This is a genomic window from Blastococcus sp. TBT05-19 (genome assembly GCF_003319095.1).
In the GTDB taxonomy this organism is placed as follows: Bacteria; Actinomycetota; Actinomycetes; order Mycobacteriales; family Geodermatophilaceae; genus Blastococcus.
In genome coordinates this window covers 1,273,845-1,286,532 of the sequence record NZ_QOHI01000001.1, presented here as the reverse complement: position 1 = coordinate 1,286,532, position 12,688 = coordinate 1,273,845, and the positions used below count along the sequence as shown (strand labels likewise).

The following is a 12,688-nucleotide window of genomic DNA, read 5'->3' as shown; positions in this document are numbered from 1 at the left end:
GTTCACCGGCTCCCCTCCGGAGCCGATGGACGTCCCATGCAGGCCGCCCTGCGCCCCCGGCTGCTGCCCAGGGCGCCCCTCCGCACGACGGCGCTCGTCGTCGTCGCCGGTGTCATCGGTCTGCTCGTGGGCACCGGCCGCCTCCAGGCCAGCGCGCCGTCGGACACGGGCCCGCTGCGCGTCCTGCTCACCCTCACCCTGCACGGCGGGCTGCTGGCCCTGCTCGTGTGGCGGGCGCAGGCGGTCGCCCACGAGCGCACCGTCTGGACACGCATCGCCGCCGGCGCCGTCCTGGTCGCCGGGACGACGCTGCTCGGCACCCTGCTCGGCCTGGCGCCGGCCACCCAGGGCGTGGCCGCCATGGTCACGCTGTGGGCGCCCGTCGTCGCCTTCCCGCTGTTCTACGGCGGCCTGGTCCGGTGGAACCGCTTCAGCAGCAACCTGGCCGACCCCAACGACACGCTCAACGGCGTCTCGGCGGTCCTCGCCGTGGTCGCGGTCATCCAGCTGCTCGGGCACCTCGGCGAGGGGCCGCTGACCGCCGCTCCCGCCGCGACGGCGCTGGCCGTCGGCGCCCAGTTCGCCGTCTCGTTCGTCATCCTCGGCACGGTCGCCACGCTGCCGTTCCTCGGCGACATGGGCCGCGACCCCCGCACCTGGCTGGTCCTCGCCTCGTTCGGCGCCACGCTGCTGGGCAGCACCGCCGTGCTGCTCGCCGGCGGGAGCCCCGACTCCTGGGCCTGGGCGACCGAGCCGATCGCGGTCGTGTGCCTCGCGCTGGCCGCCGTCCTCCGCCCCGGCCGCGCGGAACCGCAGCCCGCGGACCCGACCGCCTCCACGATCGGCGCGTTCGTCGTCATCGTCGCCTCCACCGGCGTGCTGCTCGTCGCCGCGCAGTCCGGCGTCACCGGGGCGGCGACCTGGGCCGCCGCGCTGGCGGCCACCGGCTCGGGCGTCCGCCTGCTGGTCAACGTCCGGGAGCTCGCCGTGCTGGCGGTCACCCGGCGCGAGGCGCTGACCGACGAGCTCACCGGGCTGGCCAACCGCCGGGCGGTGCTGCGCCGGGTGGCGGAGCTGGGCCGGGAAGGCACGCCGCTTGCGCTCGCCCTGCTCGACCTGGACAAGTTCAAGGAGGTCAACGACGCCCTCGGGCACGCCGCGGGCGACGACCTCCTCCGCATGGTCGCCCACCGGCTGGAGTCCGAGCTGCGCCCCGGCGACGTCCTGGCCCGCCTGGGTGGCGACGAGTTCGCCGTGCTCGCGCCGATGGATGCCGACGCGCCGCTGGCCGACGCCGCGCTGAGCCTGGGCCGCCGGCTGCACGAACGCATGGCCGAGCCCTTCCCGATCGAGGGCATGACCGTGCACGCCTCGGTCAGCGTCGGGCTCACCGTCGCACGCGGCGGCGAGGAGTCCCCGGCGCTACCGGCGGAACTGCTCCGCGAGGCCGACGTCGCCATGTACGACGCCAAGCGCACCGGCTCCGGCGCCACCGTCTACGACAGCTCCCGGCACGGCGGCAGCAGCGGCAACCTCGTGCTCGTCGAGGACCTGCGCGCCGCCCTCGCCGGTGACCAGCTCGTCCTGCACCACCAGCCGCAGCTCGACGTCGCCACCGGCCGGCCGGTCGGCGTCGAGGCGTTGGTCCGCTGGCAGCACCCGGTCCGCGGGCTGCTCGGCCCCGGTGAGTTCCTCCCCCTGGCCGAGGTGCACGGCCTCATGGGCCGGCTCACCGAGGTCGTCCTCGACCGGGCCGTCGCCCAGGCGGCCGACTGGCACCGGCGCGGGCTGGACCTGCGCATGTCGGTCAACCTGTCGGCCAGCAACCTGCTCGACAGCGGCCTGCCCGCACGGGTCGCCGCGCTGCTGGACGAGCACGGGCTGCCCGCCGGACACCTGATCCTCGAGGTCACCGAGAGCGTCCTGCTCACCGACCCCGACCGCAGCATCGCCGTCGTCCGCAGCCTCGCCGACCTCGGCGCCTGCGTCAGCATCGACGACTTCGGCACCGGCTACTCGTCGCTGGCCTACCTGCGCGACCTGCCCGTCGGCGAGCTCAAGCTCGACCGCTCCTTCACCGCCGACCTGCTCACCGACGGCCGCACCGCGGCCATCGTGGCCAGCACCGTCGAGCTGGCCCACCGGCTGGGGCTGCGGGTCGTCGCCGAGGGCGTGGAGACGGCGGAGACCTCCGCCCACCTGCGGTCGCTGGGCTGCGACCTCAGCCAGGGTTTCCTGCACTCGCGGCCGCTCCCGGCCGAGCAGGTCGAGGAGTGGCTCACCCGGGTGGCGGCGACTCAGCCCCAGTAGAGGGTGAACCCCACGCGCCGTCGTCCGTCCTCGGTCAGCGTGGACATGTCCACGACCTGGCGTGCCTGCTGCTCGACCGGGTCGTCGGACAGCAGCTCCAGGTAGCGGCGGTGCTCCACGAGCGACGCGACGGCGAGCTCCACGGTGCCGCTGACGTCCACCTCGTGCGGAGGGTCGGTCATCGCGCTCACCGCGATGTACTGCACGCCCCGCCAGGGCTCCTCCTCCAGGTCGGGGAAGATCCACTCGTTGCCCGCGTCGGCGACCGCGTCCAGCACGCTCTGCCCGAGCGCCTGGTGGTCGGCGGAGTTCAGGTAGGCCGGTGACACCCCCGGGGGCGTCCAGGTCGGCCCGAAGTACCCGGTGACGACGAGCTCGGGACGGTGCCGCCGGATCGCCGCGGCCAGGTCGCGCCGCAGCTCGACGCCGGCCACCAGGACGCCGTCCCGGTGGCCGAGGAACTCCACCTCCGAGACCCCGACGACCGCGGCCGAGCGCCGTTCCTCGTCCTCGCGCAGCGGCCCCGCCTCCGCCGGCGGCACCCCGGCCATCCCCGCCTCGCCGCGGGTGGCGAGCAGGTAGTGCACCTCCTTGCCGGCCGCCGTCCAGACCGCGACGGCGGCCGCGAGGCCGTACTCGATGTCGTCGGGGTGGGCGGCGACGACGAGGGCGCGCTGCCAGTCGTCGGGCATCGGGGCGGGAGGCATGGGGCGAGTCTGCCGGGGAGGTCAGCCCCCGCGGGCGACCTGCAGCGCGGCGTTCACCAGGGGGATCTGCAGCGGGAGCCGGCCGATGGCCACCGCCATGGGCAGCGGCTTCTTCGGGATCACCCGGAACGTGTGCACGTGCGCCGGCACGAACGCGAGCAGCAGCCCCACGGCCGACCAGCCACCGAGGCGGCGCGTCGCCGGTGCCGCCAGGAGGGCCGCGGTGCCGATCTCAGCGACGCCGCTGGCCAGCACCCAGGTGCGCTGGTCCCCCAGCTCCGGCGGCACCAGCCAGTCGTACATCTGCGGCCGGACCAGGTGGAGCACGCCGCCTCCGCCCAGCAGCGCGGCCAGCATCGACGCCTTGCCCGGCTTCCTCATGGGCCCACCGTAGGTTGGCGCGGTGTCCGTCGCCGATCTCGTCGTCGCTGCCGGGGTGGCCCTGGTCGCCGGCGTCATCAACTCCATCGCCGGCGGCGGATCGCTGATCCTCTTCCCCACCCTCGTCGCGCTCGGGCTGCCCACCGTCGCGGCCAACGTGACCAACTCGGTCGCTCAGTGGCCCGGCTACCTGGGCGGCATGATCGGGTTCCGCGCCGAGTACGAGGGGCAGCGCGGCCGGCTGCTTCGGTTCGGCGCGGTCGCGGTGGCCGGTGGGCTCACCGGCAGCGTGCTGTTGCTGACCACCCCGTCCGAGGCCTTCGACGTCGTCGTCCCCGTGCTGGTGCTGCTGGCCGCCGCGCTGCTCGCCGTCCAGCCGCTGCTGACGCGGCGCATCGCCGACCGCGGGGACGACGGGCCGCGGCGGGACCCGGTCTGGCTGCACGTCGCGCTGTTCCTCGCGACCGCCTACGGCGGCTACTTCGGCGGCGCGCTCGGGGTGATCCTGGTCGGCGTCCTGGGCATCGGGCTGCACCGGCTCAAGCTGGCCAACGCCTTCAAGTCGGCGCTGTCGGCGGTCACCGCGACCGTCACCCTCGTGGTGTTCGGCATCTTCGGGCCGATCGACTGGGCGGTCGTCGGCGTCGCCGCGCCCGCGAGCCTGGTGGGCGGCTTCGTCGGCGCCCGGATCGCCACCCGCATCCCGGTCACGCCGCTGCGGGTGTTCATCGTGGTCTTCGCCGTCGCGGTGTCGGCCTACCTCTTCGCGCGGCTCTAGCGCAGGTGGGCGGTGTCGTTCACCAGCCGCACGGAGGTGCGCCCGTCCGACGACCACGCCACCGTGCACAGCGACGCCGCCTCCAGGAACACCCGGTGGACGACGTCGTCGCCGGCGCCGAGCCCGGCGGCCAGCATCAGCTTGATCGGGGTGACGTGGCTGACGACCAGCACCGTCTTCCCCGCGTGCTCGGCCAGGATCCGCTGACGGGCCCGCGCCACCCGGGCGCTGACGTCGGCGATCGACTCCCCGCCGGGCGCGGCCACCCGCACGTCGGACAGGAACCGGCGCACGGCCAGCGGGAACTTCTGCCTCGCCTCGTCGCCGGACAGGCCCTCGAGGTCGCCGAAGTCCAGCTCCACCAGGTCCTGGTCCAGCTGCACCGGCAGGCCGAGCACGGAGGCGACGGCCTCGGCGGTCTCCCGCGTGCGGCGCAGCGGTGAGGCGACGACGACGTCGATGCCCAGCCCCGCCATCCGGTGCGCGGCGGCCTCGGCCTCGGCGCGGCCGGTGCGGGACAGCGGCAGGTCGTTGCGGCCGCTGAACCGGCGCTCGGGGGTGTGCTCGGTCTGGCCGTGCCGCAGCAGGTGGGTGACCGTGGTGGTGACCGGGGCGGGCTCGGGCGTCGGCTGGACGTCGTCCTCCAGGACGACGGCCTCGGCGGCGGCGTCCCGGTGGATCGGCCGGCCGTCCATGGCGCTGTTGGCCAGCGCGTCGGCGGCGCCGTTCTGCGCGCGCGGGACCCAGGTGTAGCGGACCTGCCCCAGCTGGCGGGCGATCTGCCGGGCCTGCAGCGCGAGCTTCTGCATGTCGGGGTGCTTGACCTTCCAGCGCCCCGACATCTGCTCGACGACGAGCTTGGAGTCCATCCGGACCTCCACCGACGCCGTCGGGTCCAGGTCCAGCGCCGCCTGCAGGCCTGCAACCAGACCGCCGTACTCGGCGACGTTGTTGGTCGCCCGGCCGACCGACGCGGCGCGCTCGGCGAGCACCCGGCCGGTCTCGGCGTCCCGGACGAGCGCGCCGTACCCGGCGGGGCCCGGGTTGCCCCGCGACCCGCCGTCGGCCTCGACGACGAACCGACGGGTCACAGGCCGGACTCGGCCGTACGGACCAGGATCCGGCCGCAGTTCTCGCAGCGCACGACCTCGTGCGGGTCGGCGTTGCGGACGGCGGTGAGCTGGTTGCCGTAGAGCTCGAGCCGGCAGCCCTGGCACTGACGCGCCTGCAGCATCGCCGCGCCGGTCGTGCCGGTCTGCGTGCGGATCCGGTCGTAGAGGGTCAGCAGCGGGGCGGAGATGCCGCCGGCCACCGCCGCGCGGGCGGCCTCGTGCCGGTTCGTGCCGTCGGTGATGTCGGCCAGGGCGTCGTCGCGCAGCTGCTCGGCCCGCTCCAGCTCCGCGCGGGCCGCGTCCCGGCCCTCCTGCGCGGCCTTCAGCGCGGTCTCCGCCGTCTCCAGGCTCTCCATCAGCTCGAGCTCCTGGTCCTCGAGGTCCGACTGACGGCGCTTCAGGGACTCCAGCTCGTGCTGCAGGTCGGTCATCTGCTTGGCCGAGACGCTGCCGGAGTCGAGCAGGTTCTGGTCCTTGGTCGCCCGCGCCCGCACCGTGTCGACGTCGCCCTCGAGCCGCTTCACCTCGCGCTGGAGGTCGCGCACCGCGGTCTCGGCGCGGACGACGTCGTCGGCGAGGGACCGCTCGGCCTCGGCCGCGGTCTCCACGGCGACTGCCTCCGGCAGCGTGCGCCTGCGGTGCGCGAGCTGGGTGAGCGCGACGTCCTCCGCCGCCAGCTCCAGGAGCTTCTGCTGCTCGAAATGGTCCACCTTCACGCGGAGAACCTACCTGTGCAGCCCGATGTCCTCGGCCCCCGTGCAGGATCCCGCCGCGAGCTTGCGAGGGGCGGGGGGCACGGGGGTCCTTTCGCTACTGTGCCCCCGGGCCGTCCCCGGCGCTCAGCCCGCCGCGTGCCTGCCGCCGCCCTCCTCCTGGCCGGCGCGGCAGGTCCAGGGATCGGTCCGGCGGGTGGAGACGACGACCTCCACGCGCCCGCCCAGGTCGGCGCGCAGCACCTCGGCGGCCACCGGGAGCCAGGGCCACTCGGAGGCGAAGTGCGCGACGTCGACCAGCGCCGGGCCCGGGGCCTCCAGCGCCTCGCTCACCGGGTGGTGCTTCAGGTCGCTGGTCAGCAGGACGTCGGCACCGGCCGCCGCGGCGGCACCCAGCAGCGACCCGCCGCTGCCGCCGCACACCGCGACCGTGCGCACCGGGCGGTCGGGGTCGCCCGCCGCGCGGACGCCGCCGGCGGTGACCGGCAGCGCGAGGGCGGCGTGCTCGGCGAACTCCCGCAGCGTCATCGGCTCGGCCAGCCGGCCCACCCGGCCCAGCCCGGCCCGCGGGTCGGTCGCGTCGGGCTCCAGCGGAACGGCGTCCTCGAGGCCGAGCGCCGCGGCCAGCGCGTCGTTGACGCCGTGCTCCGGCGCGCGGTCGGCGTTGGTGTGCGCGACCAGGTGCGCCGCACCGGCCCGGACGAGCCGGTGCACCAGCCGGCCCTTCGGGTCGTCGGCCGGCACACCGTGCACCGGCGTCAGGAACAGCGGGTGGTGGGTGACGAGCAGGCCGGCGCCGGTCGCCAGCACCTCGTCGACGACGGCGGCGGTCGGGTCGACGGCGAACAGCACCGTCGCCACCGGCTCGTCGGGATCGCCGCAGACCAGGCCCACGGCGTCCCAGCTCTCGGCGAGCGCGGACGGGTAGCGGGCGTCGAGGGCGGCGAGGACCTCACCGAGCAGCACGGGCACGGCTCCGCAGCGTAGGCGTCCACGGCGGAACCGCCCCGTGGGATGTCAAGCTCTGCGCGTGGCGGAGGAGCGGCGTCGGGAACGCGGCCTGCGTGCTCCCGCCTGGCTCGAGGAGCTGCTGCGCACGACGCCACCCCGCGTGCCGTGGCGCGACGTCGTCCGGTTCGCCGTCGCGGTGCCCGCTCCCCTCGCCCTCGCGATCGTGATCGGCGGGGGGCTGGACTCCGGCGCGACGCTGGGCGCCGGCGTCTTCGGCACCATGGGGGCGCTCGCCGCCTCGCTGGCCCCGCAGCCCGGCCCGCTCCGCGAGCGGCTCCGGCGGATCGCCGCGGCGACCACCTTCGGCATGCTCGGGCTGGTCGCCGGTCAGTACGCGACCGGTGGTGGCTGGGAGCCGGTGGCGGTCATCGCCCTGCTCTCGGCGGTGGCGGCCCTGGTCAGCGCGGTGAACTCCGCGCTCTCGCTCGGCGCGCTGCAGCTGCTGATCTACACCGCCCTGGCCTCGGGGCTGATCACCCCGCTGTCGGCCGCGGCGGAGGTCGGCTTCTTCCTCTGCGGGGCGGCCTGGGCGACGCTCGCCACCCTCGTGCAGATCCGCACCGAGCCGGTGGACCCCGACCGCTCCGCGGTGGCGACCGTGTTCACCCGCATCGCGGAGCTGCTCACCGTCGCCGGCACCGACTCCGCGCCGACGGCCCGCCGGGCGCTGACCACCGCGCTCAACGCCGCCTACGACCGGGTCATCCGCAGCCGCAGCCGCTCGGCCGGGCGCAGCAAGGAGCTCAGCGAGCTCGCCGGGGTCCTCAACGCCGCGGCGGTGCTGGTCGAGGGTGCGGTCGCCACCGCGAGCGCCGGCGTGCAGGCCGATCCGCGGGACGTGGCCGCCGTGCACGCCCTCGCCGCTGCGGTCTCGGGCAGCCTCCCGCTGTCCGACGACCGGCCGCCCGACCGGGAGCAGGGCCATCCGGCGCTGCGGGCGGTCCGGCACGGCGTGCGCCTGGCCTGGACGGTGGTCGGGGACCCCGAGGAGCGCTCCCGCGCCGCCGCCCTGCAGCCGACGGTGAGCCTGCGCGCCCGGCTGCGCGACGTCATCGACCGGACGCTGGCCAGCGGTGACGCGCGCGGCTTCGCCGTCCGGCTGGCGCTGTGCATGTCCATCGCCGAGATCGCCCGCCAGTACCTGCCCTTCGAGCGCCCGTACTGGGTGCTGCTCACCGTCGCGATCGTGCTCAAGCCCGACTTCGGCTCGGTGTTCACCCGGGCGATCCAGCGCGGCGCCGGCACGCTGCTCGGCGTGCTGCTGGGGTCGGCGCTGCTGGCGGTGCTCCCCCGCAACGGCTGGGTGGTCGTCGCCCTGGTGTGCTCGGCCGCCGTGCTGCCGTGGGCCCGGGACACGAACTTCGGCCTGTTCTCGGTCTTCCAGACGCCGCTGATCATCCTGATGCTGGACCTCGCGCTGCCCGGCGGACCGGGGCTGGTCGGCGCGCGGCTGCTGGACACGCTCGTCGGCTGCGCGATCGTGCTGGTGTTCGGCTACCTGCTGTGGCCGCAGACCTGGCGGGCACCGCTGGACCAGGCGCTGCGCGACGCCGCCGTGGCCCTGGACGGGTTCGTCGACGCCGCCTTCACCGGCAGCCCGGCCGAACGGCGCCGGGCCCGGCGCCGCAACTACCGGGCGCTCACCGAGCTGCAGACCCAGCTCCAGCGCCGGCTGGCCGAGCCGCCGCCGATCAGCACCCGCGCCGCGGCCTGGTGGCCGGTCATCGTCCAGCTGGAGCGGACCTCCGACGCGATCACCGGGGCGGTCATCGCCACCCGCGGCGGCGAGCCCGCCCCCGATCTCGCCCAGGTGGCCACCCTGCGCCGGGCGATCCGCCGGCTGGAGGACGACGTCCGAGAGCACCGGCCGCCGGACGACGCCGAGCTGCACGCCGACGGCGTCCTCGCGCCGGTCGCCCGCGAGGTCGACGCGGTCCGCCGGCTCGTGCGGGAGTCGGCCCCCACCTGGCGCGCCCCGCACTGACCGCGTCGGGCCTCGGGTTGCGGCCGGACGCCGCAGCCTCTGGGATGACGCGGTGCCCAGGGACCTGCCGCCGCCGCTGATCCTCCCGCCGCTCACCGACCCGCCCCCGCCGGGCTCGCAGGTCGTGCGCACCGACGACGGCGTGAACCTGCACGTCGAGTTCGACGGCCCCGCGAACGCCCCGTTGACGGTGGTGTTCTGCCACGGGTTCACCGCCCGGCTGGCGGAGTGGGAGCTGCAGCGGCTGGTGCTGCGCGACCGCTACCGGCTGGTGCTCTGGGACCAGCGCGGGCACGGCCGGTCGGCGGCCACCCCTCTGCCCGACGCGACGATCGACCGCACCGGCCGCGACCTGGCCCATGTGCTCGACGCCGTCGTCCCTCCCGGGCCGGTCGTGCTCGCGGGCCACTCGATGGGCGGGATGAGCATCATGGCCCTCGCGCGGCGCCGTCCCGAGCTGTTCGGCACCCGCGTCGTCGGAGCCTTCCTGCTCGCCACCTCCGCCGGTGGCCTGGTGGAGAGCGGGCTGCTCGGCTGGCTGCTCAAGCTCGTCCGCCGGCTGCACCTGCTGCCGGTCTACCTGCGCATCCTGCAGCTGACGGCGCCGCTGCTGGAGCGCTTCCGCTGGCGGGGCAGCCCCTTCGGCCGCTGGTTCACCCGGCGCTTCCTGTTCGGCAACCGGGCCGACGCCGACCCCACGAGCGTGCGCCTGGTCCAGGGCCTGCTCGAGGAGACCCCCTTCCCGGTCACCGCCGCCTTCTACGCGACCTTCCTCGACCACGAGGAGTACGAGTCGCTGCCCGTGCTGAGCCGGGTGCCGGTCACCGTGGTCGCCGCCTCGCACGACCGGCTGACCCCGGCGTCGCACGGCCGCCGGCTGGCCGAGGACATCGGGCCGAGCGCCGAGCTGGTGATGGTGCAGGGCGCGGGCCACAGCGTGAACCTCACCCGCACCGACGTCGTCGACCGGGCGCTGCTGGACCTGCTGGACCGCGCGCAGGAGGGACTGCGACAGGCCGGTTGACCAGCGGTTCGGCGGGGCATGCAGGATGTGGCCGCCGCCACATGCTCGATTTGCGCGCACTCAGCGACACACCTAACTTCGGCGGCCAACCGACACCGTGCGACGGCCCCGACCGAGCTGAGGTCCCGGGGCGGTTAGGAGCGAGACGTGGACCGCATGAGCGCCCTCGACAGCGGGTTCTACTTCGCAGAGGGCGAGAACACGCCCATGCACGTGGGCTCGGTCGCCATCTTCGAGGGCCCCGCGCCCACCTACGGCGACGTGGTGCGCCTGCTCCTGAGCAAGCTGCCGCTGGTGCCCCGGTACCGGCAGCGGGTGCGCGAGGTGCCCCTGCAGCTCGGCCGGCCGATGTGGGTCGACGACCCCCACTTCCAGATCCTCTACCACGTGCGGCACACCGCCGTCCCCTCCCCGGGCAACGACGAGCAGCTGCGCAACCTGGCCGGTCGGGTGCTCGGTCAGCGCCTCGACATGGCCAAGCCGCTGTGGGAGCTGTGGCTCGTGGAGGGCCTGGCCGAGGGCCGCTGGGCGATCATCTCCAAGGTCCACCACTGCATGGTCGACGGTGTCGCCGGCAGCGACCTCATGCAGCTGATGTTCGACCTCTCCCCCGACGCCGAGCACGACGAGCCGCGTGACTGGACGCCCCGCCGCGACCCGTCCGGCGCCGCGCTCGTGGCCGGCGCCGTCACCGAGGCGATGACCCAGCCGCTGCGCACGATCAGCTCGCTGCCCACGGTGGGCAGCGCGGTGCGCACCGCCAAGAGCATGGCCGACTCCGGTCGCACGCTGGCCCAGACCATCCCGTCGCTGGCCAAGCAGGCCGTCACCCCCACCGCCCGGTCGCTCAACGGGACCATCGGCCCGCACCGGCGCTGGGCCTGGACCGCGGGGAACTTCGACGAGTTCAAGGAGGTCCGGACCGCGCTGGGCGGCACGGTCAACGACGTCGTCCTCACCGCGATCACCAAGGGGTTCCGCGACCTGCTCAAGGGCCGCGGGGAGCTCTCGTCGGAGAACCTCGTCGTGCGGTCGATGGTGCCGGTCTCGGTCCGGTCGGAGAAGCAGAAGGGGACCATGGACAACCGGGTCTCCGCCGTCTTCGTCGACCTGCCCGTCGGTGACCCCGACCCGGCGTCCCGGCTGGAGACGATCCGCGGCCAGATGGACGAGTACAAGCAGGCGATGCAGGCCGTCGACGTCCCCTCGATCATCTCGATGGGCGACTTCGTCGCTCCCACGCTGCTGTCGCTGGGCGTCCGGGCGGCGGTGAACGCCGGCCAGATGTGGTGCCAGGCGGTGACGACGAACGTGCCCGGCCCCCGGGTGCCGCTCTACGTGCTCGGCCGGCGGATGTGCACCGCGCACGCGTACGTGCCGATCGCCGGTGGCACCCGTTGCTCCATCGGGATCTTCAGCTACCTCAAGACGATGACCTTCGGCATCAACGCCGACTTCGACGCCTTCCCGGACGTCGACGTCCTCTCCGGGGGCATCCGCGGCGGCATCGAGGAGCTGCTCGAGCTCGCCCGCGCGGAGAAGGGCACCCCCGACGTGCCGCAGCCGAAGGCGGCCCCGGCGGCGAAGAAGACCGCCCCGGCAGCGAAGAAGAAGGCAGCCGCCCGGTGAGCCCCACCAAGCAGCGGGGCTCCGGCGGGAAGCGGAAGAAGAGCGGGCTGACGGTCGCGGTCACCGGGCCCACCGGCACGTTCGGCGAGGGCCTGGTCCCGCTGCTCCAGGCCGATGACCGGATCGACCGGATCATCGGCATGGCCCGCCGGCCGTTCGACCCGGCGGAACGCGGCTGGACGAAGATGGAGTACCGCCAGGGCGACGTGCGCGACCCCGACGCCCTGCGCGAGGCGTTCCGCGATGCCGACGTCGTGGTGCACCTGGCGTTCCTGATCACCGGCAACGCCTCCCGCGAGACGACCCGTGCCATCAACGTGGACGGCACGCTCACCGTGTTCCGTGCAGCGGCGTCGGTCGGCGCGAAGCGCTTCGTCTACGCGTCGTCGGTCGCCGCCTACGGCTTCCACAGCGACAACCCGGACCGCATCAGCGAGGAGTGGCCGGTCCGCCCGGCGGCCCGGCTGTTCTACGCCCAGGAGAAGGCCGAGCTCGAGCACCTGCTGCAGGACGAGTCGGCCTCGGCCCCGGAGTTGGACCTCTACCTGCTGCGGCCGCCCGTGGTCGTCGGTCCGCACGCGATCGGCGGCAAGGACGTGCTGCCGGGCCCGCTGGCACCCCTGGGCCGCCAGCTGTTCGACCGGCCGCGCCGCCTGCCGGTGCCGGTGCCGCTGCTGGTGCCGCAGCACCCGCTGCAGTTCATCCACGAGGAGGACGTCGGCCAGGCGCTCCTGCTGTGCATCGTGGGCGCCGGTCCCGCCGGCGCCTACAACATCGCCGGCGAGGGCGTCCTGACCGCCGCCGACGTGGCCCGCGAGTTCGGCGCCCTGCCCATCCCGCTGCCGGCGGCTCCGGCCCAGGCCGCGGCGCGGGTGGTCTCGCGGCTGCCGTTCCTGCCACCCGTGGCCGAGTGGATCGAGGCGGCCAGCCGTCCGGCGATCATGGACACCACACGGGCTCGCGAGGAGCTGGGCTGGCGCCCGCGCTACACGGGCCTCGAGGCGCTCCGCGACACGCTGCGCCCGCAGGACTGAGCGAG

At 74.9% G+C, this 12,688-nt stretch carries 11 protein-coding genes; 6 read left to right on the top strand and 5 right to left on the bottom strand.

What is annotated here, in order from left to right; all coding sequences use genetic code 11:
- Window positions 1-36 precede the first annotated feature (36 nt).
- Window positions 37-2,310: a bifunctional diguanylate cyclase/phosphodiesterase gene (locus tag DQ244_RS06315; protein ID WP_113810496.1), complete on the top strand. Its 2,274-nt coding sequence runs from the start codon at window positions 37-39 to the stop codon at window positions 2,308-2,310.
- Here DQ244_RS06315 and DQ244_RS06310 read toward each other — a convergent pair.
- Both DQ244_RS06310 and DQ244_RS06305 read right to left on the bottom strand, forming a co-directional pair.
- Window positions 2,298-3,017, bottom strand: a complete 720-nt coding sequence (locus DQ244_RS06310; RefSeq protein ID WP_113810495.1) for a PIG-L deacetylase family protein — start codon at window positions 3,015-3,017, stop codon at window positions 2,298-2,300. The two genes, DQ244_RS06315 and DQ244_RS06310, sit on opposite strands and share 13 nt — an antisense overlap.
- Before the next feature lie 21 nt (window positions 3,018-3,038).
- Entirely contained in the window at window positions 3,039-3,398 is a 360-nt protein-coding gene (locus tag DQ244_RS06305; protein ID WP_113810494.1) for a hypothetical protein, read from the bottom strand.
- A gap of 22 nt (window positions 3,399-3,420) precedes the next feature.
- Here DQ244_RS06305 and DQ244_RS06300 point away from each other — a divergent pair, with 22 nt between their 5' ends.
- On the top strand, window positions 3,421-4,176 hold the full coding sequence (locus DQ244_RS06300) for a sulfite exporter TauE/SafE family protein (RefSeq protein ID WP_113810493.1): 756 nt from the start codon (window positions 3,421-3,423) through the stop codon (window positions 4,174-4,176).
- Here the strand turns inward: DQ244_RS06300 and DQ244_RS06295 are convergent.
- The 3 genes from DQ244_RS06295 to DQ244_RS06285 form a co-directional block, all read right to left on the bottom strand.
- Window positions 4,173-5,267 (bottom strand): bifunctional RNase H/acid phosphatase, encoded by a 1,095-nt coding sequence (locus DQ244_RS06295; RefSeq protein ID WP_113810492.1) that lies wholly within the window; start codon window positions 5,265-5,267, stop codon window positions 4,173-4,175. The genes DQ244_RS06300 and DQ244_RS06295 overlap by 4 nt on opposite strands.
- Window positions 5,264-6,004 carry a zinc ribbon domain-containing protein gene (locus DQ244_RS06290; RefSeq protein ID WP_113810491.1) on the bottom strand — a complete coding sequence of 247 codons (741 nt, stop codon included), beginning with the start codon at window positions 6,002-6,004 and terminating at the stop codon, window positions 5,264-5,266. Before DQ244_RS06290 ends, DQ244_RS06295 begins: the two co-directional genes overlap by 4 nt.
- A gap of 123 nt (window positions 6,005-6,127) precedes the next feature.
- Entirely contained in the window at window positions 6,128-6,973 is an 846-nt protein-coding gene (locus DQ244_RS06285; protein WP_113810490.1) for a Nif3-like dinuclear metal center hexameric protein, read from the bottom strand.
- A 58-nt stretch (window positions 6,974-7,031) separates the two neighbouring features.
- On the opposite strand from DQ244_RS06285, the gene DQ244_RS06280 reads away from it, so the two are divergent.
- The 4 genes from DQ244_RS06280 (at window position 7,032) to DQ244_RS06265 (ending at window position 12,683) form a co-directional block, all read left to right on the top strand.
- Window positions 7,032-8,996 (top strand): FUSC family protein, encoded by a 1,965-nt coding sequence (locus tag DQ244_RS06280; protein WP_113810489.1) that lies wholly within the window; start codon window positions 7,032-7,034, stop codon window positions 8,994-8,996.
- Between the two features lie 52 nt (window positions 8,997-9,048).
- On the top strand, window positions 9,049-10,020 hold the full coding sequence (locus DQ244_RS06275) for an alpha/beta fold hydrolase (protein ID WP_233491199.1): 972 nt from the start codon (window positions 9,049-9,051) through the stop codon (window positions 10,018-10,020).
- 156 nt (window positions 10,021-10,176) lie between these two features.
- A complete protein-coding gene (locus DQ244_RS06270) occupies window positions 10,177-11,649 on the top strand; it encodes a wax ester/triacylglycerol synthase family O-acyltransferase (RefSeq protein WP_233491223.1) in 1,473 nt (490 codons plus the stop codon).
- Window positions 11,646-12,683: an NAD-dependent epimerase/dehydratase family protein gene (locus tag DQ244_RS06265; protein WP_113810487.1), complete on the top strand. Its 1,038-nt coding sequence runs from the start codon at window positions 11,646-11,648 to the stop codon at window positions 12,681-12,683. The genes DQ244_RS06270 and DQ244_RS06265 overlap by 4 nt, the downstream gene beginning before the upstream one ends.
- Window positions 12,684-12,688: the final 5 nt, after the last annotated feature.

Bases quoted from the DNA above. Each gene is read 5' to 3' on its own strand.
- DQ244_RS06315 (WP_113810496.1), top strand. From the start codon at position 37: ATGCAGGCCGCCCTGCGCCCCCGGCTGCTGCCCAGGGCGCCCCTCCGC.
- DQ244_RS06310 (WP_113810495.1), bottom strand. From the start codon at position 3,017: ATGCCTCCCGCCCCGATGCCCGACGACTGGCAGCGCGCCCTCGTCGTC.
- DQ244_RS06305 (WP_113810494.1), bottom strand. From the start codon at position 3,398: ATGAGGAAGCCGGGCAAGGCGTCGATGCTGGCCGCGCTGCTGGGCGGA.
- DQ244_RS06270 (WP_233491223.1), top strand. From the start codon at position 10,177: ATGAGCGCCCTCGACAGCGGGTTCTACTTCGCAGAGGGCGAGAACACG.